The following is a 15,387-nucleotide window of genomic DNA, read 5'->3' as shown; positions in this document are numbered from 1 at the left end:
CGTCCGCCCAGCCTTACCCGCCGAACGACTGCAAAATCTGCTGGATAAACGTCCGGTCCTCGCCAAACGACGGCGTGCGGCGGCTTTCCACGGTTACGGTCTTGCCATCGGCCGCCGTATAGACCGCCTTGTCGATGACCTTCTTGTTCTTGTCGAAATAGATCGCGAGCACCGTGCGCGACTTGATCGACGTCACGCCGAACGCGGTTTGCTGCACCTTGGTCTCGACATAATAATAAGCCGATTGGTCGCCAAATGTATTGGTGGATTGCGGCGAGCCCAGCACGATGGTCACCAGTTCCTGGCTCTGGCCGGGGCGAATCTGGGCCATCGCCCCTTCGGAGATTTCATAGCCCTGGGTGCGCTCGCTCACCAACTGGACACCGCTGCTGCTGCAGCCCGCCAAAACGACGGCGATCGCTGCGATTGCGGCAATGGAACCTGAAACACGACGCAGAGGCATGAATTTGACTTCCTCGATGGCTCTCTATTATAGGCACGACGACAAGGCTGCAGCCTGTTCCGGCCGCCGGAATGTGTAGCCGCCAACGTGTCCGTCTGGCAAGCTGACATTGCCCGGCTGAGTGTCTTGTTAGAACGATCGAGCCATTGAGCGCAATCCCATGATCTTGTCACTATTTCGCAAGAACACTGCCACCGAGCCGGTTTACGCCATCTATAGCGCCATTGTGGCGCAATCCCGGCAGCCGGTCTTCTATGCCGATTGGAATGTGCCCGATACCGTTACCGGCCGTTTTGACATGATCAGCCTCCACATGGCGCTGCTGTTCCGGCGTCTGCGGGCAGAGCAGGGCGGCCAGAAAGCCTTCAGCCAGGCGGTGTTCGATCTGTTTTTCAAGGATATGGATCGCTCCTTGCGCGAAATGGGCGTCACCGATCTCGGTGTTCCCAAGAAGATCCAGAAAATGGGCAATATCTTTTTCGGCCTGCTCGCCGCCATCAATGAAGCCATGGATCGCCGCGATTCCGCCGCGCTTGGCGCTGTTCTCGTTCGCAACATCTTTGACGATGCGAATGGCGATCACGTCGTCGCGCTTGCAGCCTATCTGCTGGCCCAGGACGATGCCCTTGCAGCCCAGTCCGCCGAAGCCATCATGGCCGGCAGCATCACGTTCGAGGCCACTGCATGACCCACAAGGACACCCCCTTGCTGGATGCCATTGTCCGCATCGACCGGCTCCCTGCCACCGGTCGCGCCATTGCCGTTGCGCCCGATGAGGCGGCCCGCCAGAAACTGGCCGATGCGCTCAAGCTCAGCGCCGTCGAAGCCTTCAGCGCCGATCTCGTCGTCGTGCCCCTGCGCGGCGGCATTCGCGCTCAGGGCCGGCTCACCGCGCGAATCGTGCAGCCCTCCGTCGTCACCTTCGAGCCGGTCTCCCAGGATATTGACGAACCCATCGATCGGGTTTTCCTGCCCGAAGGGCATAGCCACAAGCCGGCCCCCGGCGCCGAAATTTTCGTCGATCTGGAAGATGACGACTTTCCCGACCACATCGATGGGCCCGAAGTCGATCTCAGTGCCTTGCTGATCGAAACTCTGGCTTTGGCGATAGACCCTTACCCCCGCCAGCCGGGGGAAAGCCTCGATAGTCTTGGCCTGGCTCCAGACGACGCCGATGCGGGGCCTTTTGCCAGCCTCAAAAAGCTCAAGCCGGGCCCTGAAAAGGCCTGATCTGGCCACAGGGAAGCCCCTTTCTCACGTCATCAAGCCGCATTACTGTGCGGGCTTGCACCCTCCCTGTGATGGGATATGTTGCGGCACCGCCCCCTGTGGGGTCGATTTACGGGCAAATATGACCGACACGATTACAATCTCAGTGGACGCCATGGGCGGGGATAACGCGCCACGGGCGGTGATCCACGGAGCCTATCTGGCGCTGCGTGAGCGCAAGAATACGAGATTCATCTTCCATGGCCGTCAGGAGCAGATTGCTCCACTGCTCGAAGAATTCCCGGCGCTCAAGCCGGCCTCCACCGTGCGCCATTGCGATGTCGTCATCGCCATGGATGAAAAGCCCAGCCAAGCCCTGCGCAAGGGCCGTGGCACATCCTCGATGTGGATGGCCATCCAGGCCGTCAAGGATGGCGAGGCCGATGTCGCCGTATCGGGCGGCAATACCGGCGCGCTGATGGCCATGGCCACCTTCTGCCTGCGCCCCATGGAAGGCATCTCCCGCCCCGGCATCGCGGCCATCTGGCCCACCTTGCGCAGCGATATCATCGTGCTCGACATGGGCGCCACGATTGGCGCCGATGCCCAGCAATTGGTGGATTACGCCATTCTTGGCTCGGCGCTCGCGCGCTGCCTGTTCGACGATGACATGCCCAGCGTGGGCCTGCTCAATGTCGGCACCGAAGAGGTCAAGGGCCTCGATTCGATCAAGGATGCGGGCAAGATTCTCGCCCAGGCCAGCGGCGCCGGCTTCACCTATCATGGCTTTGTCGAAGGCGACGATATCGGCAAGGGCACTGTCGATGTCGTGGTCACCGAGGGCTTTGTCGGCAATATCGCCCTCAAGACCGCCGAAGGCACCGCCCGCCAGGTGGGGCGCTACCTGTCCTCCGCCCTCAAATCCAATCTGATGAGCCGCATCGGCGCCTTCTTTGCCATGTCGGCGCTCAATGCCCTGCGCCGCAAGATGGACCCGCGCACCGTCAATGGCGGGGTATTCATGGGGCTCAATGGTATTGTGATCAAATCGCACGGCGGCACTGACGAAATTGGCTATAAAAGTGCCCTGGGCCTGTCCTATGAAATGGCGCGCAGCCACCTGATCGACAAGATCGGGGAGACAATGAAGCGCTTTCCCGTCCAAGCGGTCCAGGCCGCTCCCGTGACCGAATCTGAGGCGAAACCGGCGTGACCAAGACGCGTTCCATCATCCGCGGTGTCGGCGGCTATCTTCCTGAGCGAATCCTCACCAACGCCGAACTGGCGACCATGGTCGATACATCCGACGAATGGATCCAGCAGCGTGTCGGCATCAAGGAGCGCCACATAGCGGCCGAAGGGCAGTTCACCTCTGACCTTGCCGTCGAGGCGGCCCGCCAGGCCATGGCCAATGCCGGCGTCACGCCGGACGATATCGATCTCATCATCGTCGCCACCACCACACCCGACTATACCTTCCCGGCCGCTGCTACCCTCGTGCAAATGAAGCTGGGCATGCATCATGGCATGGCCTTCGATATCCAGGCGGTCTGTTCCGGTTTCGTCTATGCCGTGGCCACCGCCGACAGTTATCTCAAGAATGGCCTCGCCAATCGTGCCCTGGTTATCGGCGCCGAGACGTTCTCGCGCCTGCTCGATTGGACCGATCGCTCGACCTGCGTTCTTTTCGGCGATGGCGCCGGCGCTGCCATCATGGAGCGAATTGAACTGGCCGACGATGCCCCCGAACGCGGCGTGCTGGCCTCGGCCTTGCGGTCCGATGGCCACTATTGGGACAAGCTCTACGTCGATGGCGGCCCGTCCTCCACCGGCACCACCGGCCATGTCCATATGCAGGGCCCCGAAGTCTTCCGCCACGCCGTGGGCAAGATCACCGACGTCGTCTACGCCGCGCTGGAGAAATCGGGCTACACCGTGGCCGATCTCGACTGGTTCGTGCCCCACCAGGCCAATCGGCGCATTATCGATGGGGCAGGGGCCAAGCTTGGCCTGCCACCCGAAAAGGTTATCGTCACTGTCGACCGTCACGCCAATACGTCCGCCGCCTCCGTGCCGTTGGCGCTGAGCGCCGCGGTGGCCGATGGCCGGATCAAGCCGGGCGATCTGGTCATGCTTGAGGCCATGGGGGGCGGTTTCACCTGGGGCGCCTCGCTTATTCGCTGGTAACAGGCCAAAGGCCGCATTGACCTCAGCCGTTTCAAGGCGTTAGTGTCCATGCCGTCGGAGGAACCCCGCGCAGAAATCTGCCCGTTTTTTGGGCTGGCAGGAAGCGCCGGGGCGTAGGGAAGGATCCCGCTGTGTGGCGCTGCCCGTAACAGGCCGTGCCGGAACAAGTGTATCAGGGACGCCATTGCTGCTGTCCCAGCCTGGGGATTTTGCCCTGTTGGCAACACGGGGGTGCGAATGACGCAGAAGACGGTAACGCGGGCAGATCTTGCCGAAGCAGTTTACGGCACCGTTGGACTTTCTAGAACCGAGTCGGCCGAATTGGTGGAACGTGTGCTTGAGTTGATCGGCGATGCCCTGATCACCGGCGCCAACGTCAAATTGTCATCTTTCGGCTCGTTTCAGGTGCGTTCCAAGAACGAGCGCATCGGCCGGAATCCCAAGACCGGCGAGGAGGTTCCTATCCTTCCGCGGCAGGTTCTTGTGTTCAAACCCAGCAACGTGTTGAAGTCCAAGATCAACAAGTCTATGGTCGGCGCTGGAAAATAAGGCATTTCAGCGAGTCTATGGCCAACCGTGGATAAGTCACCCGACGCATTCCGGACCATCTCTGAAGCAGCCGAAGAGCTCGACCTGCCACAGCATGTCCTGCGCTTCTGGGAAACTCGCTTTGCCACCATCAAGCCGCTGAAGCGCGGCGGCGGCCGCCGTTACTACCGCCCAGAAGACGTGCTTCTGCTCCGCGGCATCCGCCATCTGCTCTATGATCAGGGTTTCACCATCAAGGGCGTCCAGCGCATCCTCAAGGATCAGGGCAGCCGCTACGTCATCGCCGTGGGTGAAGGCCGCCCCGTCGAAGAGCTGCTCCCCCTGATCGAAATGGCCGAGGAAGCCGGCGACGAGGCGGAAGTCGAAGAAGCCGTCATGCACGCCAGCCCCGCCCTCGACCGCGAATCCCGCGACAAACTCTCCGACGTCCTGCGCGAACTCCTCGAATGCAAACGCATCCTGGAACGCGCACGAGAGACCTGATCGGGCACAATGCCAACCCCACCCCACCGGGCTCACCCTCCCCTTGATGGGGAAGAGGGGTGGAGGAGGGCGCCCCGAGAGTAAGCCCTACTCCGCCACCGCCACCTGCGGTCCCGGCTCAGTCGCATGCTGCTCCAGCTTCTTGTTCTCGATGAACGCCGCGCAGATCAGCCCCACGGCAAACAACCCCGCGCCAAAATAAAACACCGACCCAAACGCAGTCGCAAACACCTCCACCACCTCCTGCGCCGCCGCAGCGGGCAGAGTAGCAATCGCTGCCGGCGTCATCTCGCTCATCGTGCCCGGCATCAAAGCCAACGTCTCCGCCGATATCCCGGCCTGTCCCCGCGCCAGCCCCGCAGTCAAAATCCCGCCATTGGCCGCCAGCCCCAGCGAAGCCCCGATCATCCGCGCCAGTGTCAGTGTCCCCGTGGCCGCGCCCACATCCCGCCGTGGCGCCGAGGATTGCACGGCCACCATCAGCGTCTGCATCTGCAGTCCGATCGAAAACGAGAAGAAGAACATCAAAATTCCGATCACCCAGATCGGCGTCGTCGCATGCACCGTGGCAAAGGCCAGCATCACCAGCACACCCAGCGCCATCGCTGCCACTGGAAACGGCTTGTACCGCCCCGTCCGCGCGACGATAAACCCTGTCCCGATCGAGGCCACCAGCGACCCCACCGACGAGGGCAGGAACAATAGCCCCGCATAGGCAGGCGGCAGCCCGGTTACCGTCTGCAGGAACAGCGCGAAATAATTGAGCATGCCCAGCGTCGCCACGCCCGAAATCACCGAAATCGCCAGCGACAGCGCAATGGTCCGGTTCCCCAGCACATGCAGCGGCACAATGGGCTCCACCGCCCGCCTTTCCACCAGCACGAAGCCGATGATAGCGGCAATGGCGATCACCGGCAGCAGGTAAACCATCACCCCGCCATAGCCGCCGCCCAGCGCTTCCTCGGCCCAGAACACCGTCGCCGTCACCGCGCCCGCCAACAGCAAGCCACCCGGATAATCAATGCTCGGCTGCCGCCCCGTCTCGAAGCTGGGCATCACGAAAGCCAGCACCGCAATCACCGCAATGCCGATCGGCAGATTGATCAGGAAGATATATTCCCACCCAATCGCCTGGCTGATAATCCCGCCCGCCACCGGCCCGATTAGTCCCGACAGCGTAAACACCGCCGAGCTATAGCCTTGGTACTTCGCCCGCTCGCGCGGCTCGAACAGGTCCGCAATGATGCCGAAAGCCGAGGTCATCAGCCCACCGCCGCCCAGCCCCTGCAGCACGCGCGCCGCAATCAGGCTTTCCATCGACCAGGCAAAACCGCACGCCACCGAGCCGATGACGAACAGCCCGATCGCTACCATGAACACCTTCTTGCGCCCGAACAGATCGCCCAGCTTGCCGTAGAATGGCGTCACCGCCGCTGTCGCGAGCAGATAGGCCGCGCCCACCCAGCCGAACAATTCCAGCTTCCCCAGATCAGCCGCGATAGTGGGCAGCGCCGTCGCCACGATCTGCATATCGAGCGAGGCCATGAACATACCCACCAGCACCGAGACATAAATCGCTATTTTTCGGCGTTGCGTGAGGGCGGGAGCGGTTTCTGTCATGGCGGCACCTGTTGAATTTGCGCCAAAATGTGCTAGAGTCAATTATATGTCAATAGCACATATATGACAAACGCAACGGAATAATATGGCCAAGTCTGAGAGCGACGCCCGCGCAAGCCACCTTGCACACCTCATCGAGCTGGGTCTGACGCCCGCCGCCGCGCAGGCGACGATGGATATCGACCATGTCATGATCCATATCCGCCGCTCCATGCAGCGCCGCGAAATGGGACGCATGGCGCTGCGCGACCTCAAGCTCGATATCGATGTCGCTGATCTCGAAATCCTGAGCGCCCTGGAACTCTGCGCCATCGAGGGCGGCGAGGCCACCGTCGGCCTCATCGCCGAGCGCCTCAATGTCGACCCTTCGCGCGCCAGCCGGGTCGTGGCCGACGCCGTGGAAAAAGGCATCGTGCGCCGGGTCGCCTCGCAATCCGATGCCCGCCGCATCGGTCTCGAACTTACCGAGCGCGGCCAGCAATACGCCACCGCCATCCGCACCTATAAATGGCGCATCTTCGCCGAAGCCCTGGGCGGCTGGCCCGAAGAAGACCTCGTCACCTTCGCCCGCCTCTTCCAACGCTTCAGTGGCTGGATGGCCGAAGCCAAGGCAAAAGCGGGGAAGGGGTAGCGTCGGCCTCAGCACCGGGCTGTCAGTCGGCTCACCCTCCCCCTTGTGGGGAGGGAAGCGAGATAGGACTTAGCCTTAGCTAAGTCCGTTGAAGCGAGCAGGGTGGGGGTATGCTTCCGCATATTCGATATCAGAGGATACCCCACCTAACCTCCCCCTGATAGGAGGAGGGACCGCCTTGTGGTTGGAACTCGATCTCACTCCAAGAGTGGAGAGATCCCTCCCCTGTCAGGGGGAGGCTAGGAGGGGGTATCCCCTAAAAACCTCACGCCGCCGCCAACAACCCCTTCAACTTCACCCCTGCATCCCCCAGCGCCGCCACATCCGGCCGCGCGCCCTTCCCAATCAGCATCTCCGCCAGCCGAATATCCCGCGCCACCGCATTCCCCACACCCAGCCCGCTCGCCGCCACCAGCCGCCCATCGGCGCTGAGATGAAACAAAATGCTCGCCCCATCCCCCAATTCCCGCCGGACTATCGTCGCTCCCTCGTCACTCAGCCCCGCAATCTGCAAGGTCAGCTCATACTGATCCGACCAAAACCACGGCACGCTGGAAACCGCTTCACCGGCCCCCAGCATATTCCGCGCCGCCAAATTGCCCTGGTCCTGCGCATTGCGCCAACTTTCCAGCCGCACCCGCCGCCCGCCATAAATCTCCAGCGGAAACGAGCAGCAATCCCCCGCCGCAAAGATATCGGCATCCCCCGTTGCCAAATGCCGGTCCACCGCAATCCCATTTTCGACGGCCAGCCCAGCCCCCTCCGCCAGCGCCACATTGGGCACAGCCCCGATCCCCACCAGCACCAGATCGGCCTCAATCCGCCGCCCGCTCGCCAACGTCACCACCGCGCTCTCCGCCCCGCTGGCAATTCCGGCAATGCCATCGCCAAACACCAGCGCCACGCCACCCGCTAGATGCCGCGCCTCAATCTGCCGCGCCATCGCCTCGGGCACCCCGCGCGACAACAACCGGGGCAGGGCCTCGATCAGCGTCACCTCCGCGCCGCGCTGCCGCGCACTCGCTGCCAGCTCCAGCCCAATGAACCCGCCGCCAATGACAGCCAAATGCCTGCCCACGCCCAGCGCCCCACGCAGTCGCAGCGCATCCTCAATCGTTCTTAGATAAACGATCCGCTCGCCCTCAACCCCCGGCAAACGCCGCGGCGCCGCCCCGGTCGCCAACAGCAATTTGTCATAGCCAATGGCGCGCCCATCCACGCCCTCGAGCCGCTTGCCCGCCCGGTCGATGCCGGCAACAGAAAAGCCACCACGAAACGCAATGCCCGCCTCAGCCAGGTTCTCCGCCGTCGCAATCGTCTTGGCGGCAAACAGCTCGGCCAGCATGCCCTCCTTGCTCAGCGGCGGTCGCTCATAGGGCAGGTGGCTCTCCCCACCCACCAGCGTCACATCGCCATCAAAACCCTGCTCCCGCAGGGCAACAGCCGCCCGCGCCCCGGCCTCTCCGGCGCCAACGATTACGAAATGCTGGCTCATAGTCTCATCCCCAATAACCCGAGAGCCCGATTCAATTCCCTGCCCGCAAGGGGGAAGGAGGGCAGATCGCGCCTAAACCTCGATAAACACCGCCCCGCCTTCAACCTTCACCGGGTAGGTCCGCAGATTCACACACACCGGCGCGCCCTTGGCCTCGCCCGTCTTGTAATTGAACCGTCCATTGTGCTTGGGGCATTCGATGATGTCGTCCATCACCAGCCCATCGGCCAGGCTGATCTGCTCATGCGTACACAGCCCGTCCGTGGCGAAATAGATGTCCTCGAGGCTGCGATAAATCGCATAAACCCGCCCCCCATGGTCAAAGCGGATCACATCCTCCTCGTCCACATCGTCGATTCCACAAGCCTCAATCCACTCGGTCATTCCGTGTCCTCAAACGCTCGATCCGTTTCGACGCCCGCCCACCCACCGCGGCATTCCCGCGAAAGCGAGAATGACGCTGCGACAGGCGTCACTAGTGTGAGGGGCTCCCCTCACGCCGCCGCCACCCCATTATGCAACTCCTCCCGATACGGCTTGGCCGTCGCCGGTAGCTCACGCTTCAGGAAGTAGTCCTCATTCCGCAATTGCCGCAGGAAGGCCGGCACCATCTCGCGATAGCCATCCAAAATTGAAGCATTGGGCGCCGGCAGGTCATGCTTGATCAGCTCGTGCAGCTGCGGCAGGGCGTGATAGGGGATCATGGGAAACATGTGGTGCTCCACATGGTAGTTCATGTTCCAATAGATGAACCGGCTCACCGGATTCATCAGCACCGAGCGGGAATTGAGCCGGTGATCGGTCACGTTGTCGGCTAGCCCGCCATGCTGGAGCAGGCCGGTTAACACATGGTGCCAGGCGCCATAAAGCCGGGGCAGGCCGATCAGCATCAGCGGCAGGATGGACCCCATCCAGACTGAAAGCGCTATTGTTGCCAGATAGATAGCCAACCAGATGCGCGCCACGCGGATCACTTTGGAATGCTCCATTTCGGGGATGAAGCTCTTTTCCTCCGGCGTCACCACGCCTGCCGCGTTGCGCACCATGTCGAGCATGGCGTAGCCGGCATCGAGAATGCCGAAGAAATTGAGGATCACCCGGAACAGATCAGGCGGCCGCATCACCGCGATTTCCGGGTCGCGGCCAACAATCACGGTGTCGGTATGGTGCCGGGCATGGCTCCAGCGCCAGGTCACCGGATTGCGCATGATCATGAAGCAGGCCATCTGGTAGACCGCATTGTTCATCCAGCGCGTCTTGAATGCCGTGCCATGCCCGCATTCATGCCAGCGCGAGTCCGAGGCTGAGCCGTAAAGTACTCCATAACCAAGGAAAAATGGCACGGCCCACCAGCTGCCCCAGAAATAAATGCCGCCCGCCGCCAGCACCAGCATGGCTCCCAGCCAGATGACGGTATCGCGGATTGCCGGCCCGTCCGAGCGCTGCATCAGCGCCTTCATCTGCTTGCGGTCGACATCGGTGTGATACCACTCGGCGGCCGCCAAACCGTTGGCCACGGCGGCTTCCGAGCTGGGGCCGAGCAGGCTGTAGTCGCGTTTTGCGCTCATTGGCGTCCTCCCTGGCTCTGCGGCGTCTCACCTTCATGGCAAACTTGCGATTTTTCGGCAATCGGCGCATGATGGTTTCTATCATTTGCATCATCATCATGTGTGCCATGATGATGGGAACTTGCAGGAGCCCGCCTTGGCCCGCCGCCCGACTGTTGCCGATATTGCCCGCATTGCCGATCTGAGCGTCGCCACGGTCGATCGGGTGCTCAATGGCCGCTTGCCGGTGCGCCAGGAAACCGCGCAGCGGGTCTTCGATGCCGCCGAGCAGATCGGCTATCACGGCTCCGGACTTATCCGCCGGCGGCTCGAGCAGAACCTGCCGCATTACCGGTTGGGCTTTCTGCTGCAACGGCCGGATCAATTATTCTATCAGGATGTCGCCACGGCCCTGCAACAGGCCTGCGCCGCGCCGACGCAGTTCCGCGCCACGCCCCATATCGCCTTCCTCGCCAACCAGACCCCGCCCGAAATCGCTGCCCGCCTGGCGGAAATGGCGCCGCGCGTCGATGCCATTGCCATGGTGGCCGTGGATCATCCCGCCGTCACCGCCGCGGTGCAGGAGATTGAGGCCATGGGAAAACCGGTCTTTTCCCTGCTGTCCGATTTCGCCAGCGGTGTGCGCCGGGGCTATATCGGCACCAATAATCGTAAGGTCGGCCGCACCGCCGGCTGGCTGATCGCCCGCTCGTCGAAAGCGCCGGGCAAGGTTGTGGTCTTTGTCGGCAGTCACCGCTTTCACGGCCACGAAATGCGCGAAATCGGCTTCCGCTCCTATCTGCGCGAGACCGCGCCGGATCTCTCCATCGTCGACACCCAGGTCAGCCTGGAAGATGGTGCGCTTGCCCATGAAGCAACGCTCGATCTGCTGCGCCGCCACCCTGATCTGACGGCAATCTATGTGGCGGGCGGCGGCACCGAAGGCGTCATCAGCGCCCTGCGCGAAGAGGGCATGGCCGGCCGCATCGCCCTGGTCTGCAACGAACTCAATCCCGTGACCCACGCCGCCCTGGCCGACAATATCGCTACGGCTGTCATCGGTACTCCCCTGGCCGCACTGGGCCCCAGCACTGTGAGCCTCATGGCATCAGCGCTGGCTCACCCCGCCGCCGATTCCCCCGGCCAGACCTTCTTGCCGTTCGATATTTTTGTGTCGGAGAACATTTAGAGGCGTGGGTACCCCCTCCTAGCCTCCCCCTGATAGGGGGAGGGACCGCCTTGTGGTTGGGACTTGATCGCGTTCCAAGAGTGGAGAGATCCCTCCCCCTATCAGGGGGAGGTTAGGAGGGGGTACCCCAATCTCTCCATCTAGCGCCACCGCCTGAAACGTTTGCAGTCGTACGAATATTCCGTTTGATCGCGGTTTAGGCCGTCCATTCTGTCATATTTTGGAATGAACATTCCGCATTGACAATAGAACAGAACCAGTATTTCATTTGTGACAATGAAGATCGGGTCGAATGCCCGGCGATCCAGGGAGTATCGGCGTGCCGACCAGCCAGGCGATGGATTTTGCCATCAACCACATGACCGCGCCGCAGCTCCGGCTGTCCGAATTCTTCGCGCTGGCCCGTCAATTGGGCGCGCCCCGAGTCGAAATCCGCAACGATATTGCCGGCAACGCCATCCTCGACGGCACAACGGCAGCCGAGGTGCGGGCACTTGCGGAAGGCAATGATGTGACCATCATTTCCATCAACGCCCTGCAAAAATTCAATCAATGGTCCGACACCCGCCTGGCCGAAGCCGAAGCCCTGGCCGACTATGCCGCAGCCGCCGGCGCACAGGCCCTGGTGCTGGTCGCGGCCAATGACGGCGCCATCGCAGAGGCCAGCCAGCGGATAGAAAATGCTAGCAGACTGTTAGCATCTATCGCGCCAATCTTGCGCGAACGGGGACTTATCGGCCTGGTCGAGTGCCTGGGCTTTGAATCCTGCTCGCTGCGCTCCAAACGCGAGGCTGTCACCGCCATCGAAAATGCCAATGGCCGCGACGTCTTCCGGCTGACCCACGACACCTTCCACCACCATCTGGCCGGCGAGCCTGACCTGTTCCCGGACCGGACCGGGCTCATCCATATTTCCGGCGTCGACGACCCAGCCATCGCTATTGCTGACATGCGCGATAGCCACCGCTTGCTGGTCGGTCCCAGGGACCGGCTCGGCAATCTCGAACAGATCGCCGCGCTGCGGGCAGGGGGCTACAGTGGCCCGCTCTCGTTCGAACCCTTTGCCGAGGAGCTGCGCCATCTGCCCGATCCGGCCGCTGCATTGCGTCAGAGCATGAATTTCATCGTCTCGGGGCTCAAGGAGAGGGCCGCCTGACCAAACAATTCCCGAAAAGGGAACATCCGGAACATCGGGGGCGAAACCGGACGCCCGGCTCTCTTGGAGGAGAAAGAGCAATGAAGAAAATCGTAATGGCCGCCTTGGCGACCACCATGCTGACCGGCTTTACCGGCGCTGCCATGGCCGAAACCGTCGGGGTCACCATGGCCGCCTTCGACGACAATTTCCTGACCGTGCTGCGCAATGGCATGAGCGACTATGCCGGCACGCTGGAAGGCGTCGAGCTGCAAGTCGAGGACGCGCAGAATGACGTGTCCAAGCAGATGAGCCAGATCCAGAATTTCATCGCTTCGGGCGTCGATGCCATCATCGTCAATGCCGTGGATACCGACGCGACGGCGCCGATGTCCCAGCTGGCCGCCGATGCGGGCATTCCGCTGGTCTATGTCAATCGCCAGCCTGTCAATCTCGATACCCTGCCCGAAAAGCAGGCTTTCGTGGCGTCCAACGAAGTCGATTCCGGCACGCTCGAGACCAAGGAAGTCTGCCGCCTCCTGACCGAAGCGGGCAAGACCGAAGCCAATATCGTAGTGATGATGGGCGAACTGTCCAACCAGGCCGCCCGCCAGCGCACCCAGGACGTGCATGACGTGATCGCCACGCCCGAATGCTCCTTCATGAAGATCGCTGAAGAGCAGACGGCAAACTGGTCCCGCCAGCAGGGCGCCGACCTGATGGCCAACTGGCTCTCTGCCGGCATCCAGTTCGATGCCGTGGTGGCCAATAATGACGAAATGGCCATCGGCGCCATCCAGGCGCTCAAGGCCGCCGGTGTCGATATGGGCACCATGATCGTGGGCGGCGTCGACGCCACCCAGGACGCCCTGGCCGCCATGGAAGCGGGCGATCTCGATGTGACCGTGTTCCAGAATGCTGCGGGGCAGGGGCAGGGCGCGCTGGACGCGGCTCTCGCTTTGTCGCGCGGCGAAGCCGTGGAGCGCGAAGTCTGGGTGCCGTTCGAGCTGGTGACCCCGGCCAATCTGGCGGATTATCAGAGCAAGAACTGAGGGCTCGATGCGGCGGTTCTATCCTTCCCTCCCCCTTGAGGGGAGGGCTGGGGGTGGGGGTGGCTTAGTGTTCACCGGTGGACCCCCACCCCCGGCCCCTCCCCTCAAGGGGGAGGGGAGCACCAGAGCCGCTTCATGAGCACCCACCGGGTCATTCCCGCGAAAGCGGGAACCTCCGTTGGCGATGCGGGGTCAGTAAACAGAGGTTCCCGCTTTCGCGGGAATGACATTGTGGAAATTGCTCTCTTCGGAGCAAATAGGGGAGGCAGCAATGGTCAGTCCGCAGACAATGCGTGCGGTGCGCGAGAGCGGGGCGGTGCCCAATGCGCCGCTGCTGCTGGAAATCTCCAATGCGCGCAAGGAATTCCCCGGCGTCGTGGCGCTCGACGATGTGTCGCTGAAACTCCGCCCCGGTACGGTTCATGCCCTGATGGGCGAGAACGGCGCCGGCAAATCCACGCTGATGAAGATCATCGCCGGCATCTACACCCCCGATAGCGGTGAGGTGAAGCTGCGCGGCATGGACATAAGGCTCAAATCGCCGCTCGATGCGCTCGAAAACGGCATTGCCATGATCCATCAGGAACTCAACCTGATGCCCTATATGAGCGTGGCGGAAAACATCTGGATCAGGCGCGAGCCACTGACCCGCTTCGGCTTTGTCGATCACGGCCAGCTCAATCGCCAGACGGCCGAGCTGTTCAAGCGGCTCAATATCGATATCGATCCCGAAGTGCAGGTTTCCACGCTCTCCGTTGCCAATAGGCAGATGGTCGAAATCGCCAAGGCCGTGTCCTATGAGAGCGATGTGCTCATCATGGACGAGCCCACGTCGGCCCTGACCGAAACCGAGGTGGCGCACCTCTTCGCGATCATTCGCGACCTGCGCGGTCAGGGCAAGGGCATCATCTACATCACCCATAAGATGAACGAGCTGTTCGAGATCGCCGACGAGTTCTCGGTGTTTCGCGACGGCCGCTATATCGGCACCCATGCCTCGACCGATGTGACGCGCGACGACATCATCCGCATGATGGTGGGGCGCGAAATTACCCAGATGTTCCCCAAGGAAGAGGTGCCGATTGGCGATGTGGTGCTGTCGGTCAAGGATTTGAGCCTCAAGGGCGTCTTCTCCGACATTACATTCGACGTGCGGGCCGGGGAAATTCTGGGCATTGCCGGGCTGGTCGGTTCGGGCCGCTCCAATGTGGCCGAGACCCTGTTCGGCGTGACGCCGGCCAGCAGCGGCTCCATCGCCATCAATGGCCGGCCGGTCTCCATCGATACGCCCACCGTGGCCATTCAGCATGGCATGGCCTTCATCACCGAAGACCGCAAGGAAACCGGGTGCCTCTTGGCGCTCGATATCCAGGAAAACATGCAGCTCGCAGTGCTGCAGGATGGCTATACGCGGTTCGGCTTCGTCACCCAAAGCGAGCTGTCGCGCACCTGCGAGGAGATGAGCCAGAAGCTGCGCGTCAAGACGCCAAGCCTCGATGAACGGGTGGAAAACCTCTCCGGCGGCAACCAGCAAAAGGTGCTGATCGGCCGCTGGCTGCTGACCAATCCGAAAATCCTCATCCTCGACGAACCGACCCGCGGCATCGACGTCGGCGCCAAGGCGGAAATTCACAAGCTCGTCACCCAGCTCGCCCGCCAGGGCGTGGCGGTGATCATGATTTCCTCGGAAATGCCTGAAGTGCTGGGCATGAGCGATCGCATCATGGTGATGCACCATGGCCGCGCGACGGGTTTTTTGGATCGTGCCGAGGCCGACCAGGTCAAGATCATGGATTTGGCGGCACGATGATGACGCTGGTTTCGGAA

General features: G+C 62.1%; 16 protein-coding genes. 11 read left to right on the top strand and 5 right to left on the bottom strand.

Features of this window, described 5'->3' with window-relative positions:
* Window positions 1–13 precede the first annotated feature (13 nt).
* A complete protein-coding gene (locus QQL79_RS09635; protein ID WP_284390209.1) occupies window positions 14–463 on the bottom strand; it encodes an outer membrane protein assembly factor BamE in 450 nt (149 codons plus the stop codon).
* Window positions 464–623: 160 nt separating this feature from the next.
* On the opposite strand from QQL79_RS09635, the gene QQL79_RS09630 reads away from it, so the two are divergent.
* The 6 genes from QQL79_RS09630 (at window position 624) to QQL79_RS09605 (ending at window position 4,891) form a co-directional block, all read left to right on the top strand.
* Complete coding sequence (locus QQL79_RS09630; protein WP_284390207.1) at window positions 624–1,151, top strand: ubiquinol-cytochrome C chaperone family protein; 528 nt, start codon at window positions 624–626, stop codon at window positions 1,149–1,151.
* Window positions 1,148–1,693 (top strand): YceD family protein, encoded by a 546-nt coding sequence (locus QQL79_RS09625; RefSeq protein ID WP_284390205.1) that lies wholly within the window; start codon window positions 1,148–1,150, stop codon window positions 1,691–1,693. The genes QQL79_RS09630 and QQL79_RS09625 overlap by 4 nt, the downstream gene beginning before the upstream one ends.
* A 121-nt stretch (window positions 1,694–1,814) precedes the next feature.
* Complete coding sequence (gene plsX, locus QQL79_RS09620; protein ID WP_284390203.1) at window positions 1,815–2,885, top strand: phosphate acyltransferase PlsX; 1,071 nt, start codon at window positions 1,815–1,817, stop codon at window positions 2,883–2,885.
* A complete protein-coding gene (locus tag QQL79_RS09615) occupies window positions 2,882–3,859 on the top strand; it encodes a beta-ketoacyl-ACP synthase III (RefSeq protein WP_284390201.1) in 978 nt (325 codons plus the stop codon). The genes plsX and QQL79_RS09615 overlap by 4 nt, the downstream gene beginning before the upstream one ends.
* Window positions 3,860–4,096: 237 nt before the next feature.
* A complete protein-coding gene (locus QQL79_RS09610) occupies window positions 4,097–4,408 on the top strand; it encodes an integration host factor subunit alpha (protein WP_284390199.1) in 312 nt (103 codons plus the stop codon).
* Between the two features lie 27 nt (window positions 4,409–4,435).
* Complete coding sequence (locus QQL79_RS09605) at window positions 4,436–4,891, top strand: MerR family transcriptional regulator (protein WP_284390198.1); 456 nt, start codon at window positions 4,436–4,438, stop codon at window positions 4,889–4,891.
* Between the two features lie 87 nt (window positions 4,892–4,978).
* Here QQL79_RS09605 and QQL79_RS09600 read toward each other — a convergent pair whose 3' ends face one another.
* On the bottom strand, window positions 4,979–6,511 hold the full coding sequence (locus tag QQL79_RS09600; RefSeq protein WP_284390196.1) for an MDR family MFS transporter: 1,533 nt from the start codon (window positions 6,509–6,511) through the stop codon (window positions 4,979–4,981).
* A gap of 85 nt (window positions 6,512–6,596) precedes the next feature.
* On the opposite strand from QQL79_RS09600, the gene QQL79_RS09595 reads away from it, so the two are divergent.
* Complete coding sequence (locus tag QQL79_RS09595) at window positions 6,597–7,142, top strand: MarR family winged helix-turn-helix transcriptional regulator (RefSeq protein ID WP_284390194.1); 546 nt, start codon at window positions 6,597–6,599, stop codon at window positions 7,140–7,142.
* A 265-nt stretch (window positions 7,143–7,407) separates the two neighbouring features.
* Here the strand turns inward: QQL79_RS09595 and QQL79_RS09590 are convergent, their stop codons facing one another.
* The 3 genes from QQL79_RS09590 to QQL79_RS09580 all read right to left on the bottom strand — a co-directional run bounded on the left by QQL79_RS09590 (window position 7,408) and on the right by QQL79_RS09580 (window position 10,205).
* Window positions 7,408–8,637: an NAD(P)/FAD-dependent oxidoreductase gene (locus QQL79_RS09590; protein ID WP_284390193.1), complete on the bottom strand. Its 1,230-nt coding sequence runs from the start codon at window positions 8,635–8,637 to the stop codon at window positions 7,408–7,410.
* Window positions 8,638–8,709: 72 nt separating this feature from the next.
* Complete coding sequence (locus QQL79_RS09585; protein WP_284390192.1) at window positions 8,710–9,021, bottom strand: MocE family 2Fe-2S type ferredoxin; 312 nt, start codon at window positions 9,019–9,021, stop codon at window positions 8,710–8,712.
* 110 nt (window positions 9,022–9,131) lie between these two features.
* The gene (locus QQL79_RS09580; protein WP_284390191.1) at window positions 9,132–10,205 is read right to left on the bottom strand and encodes a fatty acid desaturase family protein; all 1,074 of its coding nucleotides are present in this window, start codon (window positions 10,203–10,205) and stop codon (window positions 9,132–9,134) included.
* Between the two features lie 136 nt (window positions 10,206–10,341).
* On the opposite strand from QQL79_RS09580, the gene QQL79_RS09575 reads away from it, so the two are divergent.
* The 4 genes from QQL79_RS09575 (at window position 10,342) to QQL79_RS09560 (ending at window position 15,370) form a co-directional block, all read left to right on the top strand.
* Window positions 10,342–11,373, top strand: a complete 1,032-nt coding sequence (locus tag QQL79_RS09575; RefSeq protein WP_284390189.1) for a LacI family DNA-binding transcriptional regulator — start codon at window positions 10,342–10,344, stop codon at window positions 11,371–11,373.
* 292 nt (window positions 11,374–11,665) lie between these two features.
* Complete coding sequence (locus QQL79_RS09570) at window positions 11,666–12,529, top strand: TIM barrel protein (RefSeq protein ID WP_284390187.1); 864 nt, start codon at window positions 11,666–11,668, stop codon at window positions 12,527–12,529.
* A gap of 80 nt (window positions 12,530–12,609) precedes the next feature.
* Window positions 12,610–13,560 carry a sugar ABC transporter substrate-binding protein gene (locus QQL79_RS09565; RefSeq protein WP_284390184.1) on the top strand — a complete coding sequence of 317 codons (951 nt, stop codon included), beginning with the start codon at window positions 12,610–12,612 and terminating at the stop codon, window positions 13,558–13,560.
* 271 nt (window positions 13,561–13,831) lie between these two features.
* The gene (locus QQL79_RS09560; protein ID WP_284390182.1) at window positions 13,832–15,370 is read left to right on the top strand and encodes a sugar ABC transporter ATP-binding protein; all 1,539 of its coding nucleotides are present in this window, start codon (window positions 13,832–13,834) and stop codon (window positions 15,368–15,370) included.
* The last annotated feature ends 17 nt before the right edge of the window (window positions 15,371–15,387 follow it).

This window comes from Devosia yakushimensis (assembly GCF_030159855.1).
Classification (GTDB): Bacteria; Pseudomonadota; Alphaproteobacteria; order Rhizobiales; family Devosiaceae; genus Devosia; species Devosia yakushimensis.
This window is presented reverse-complemented; position numbering and strand designations above follow the sequence as displayed.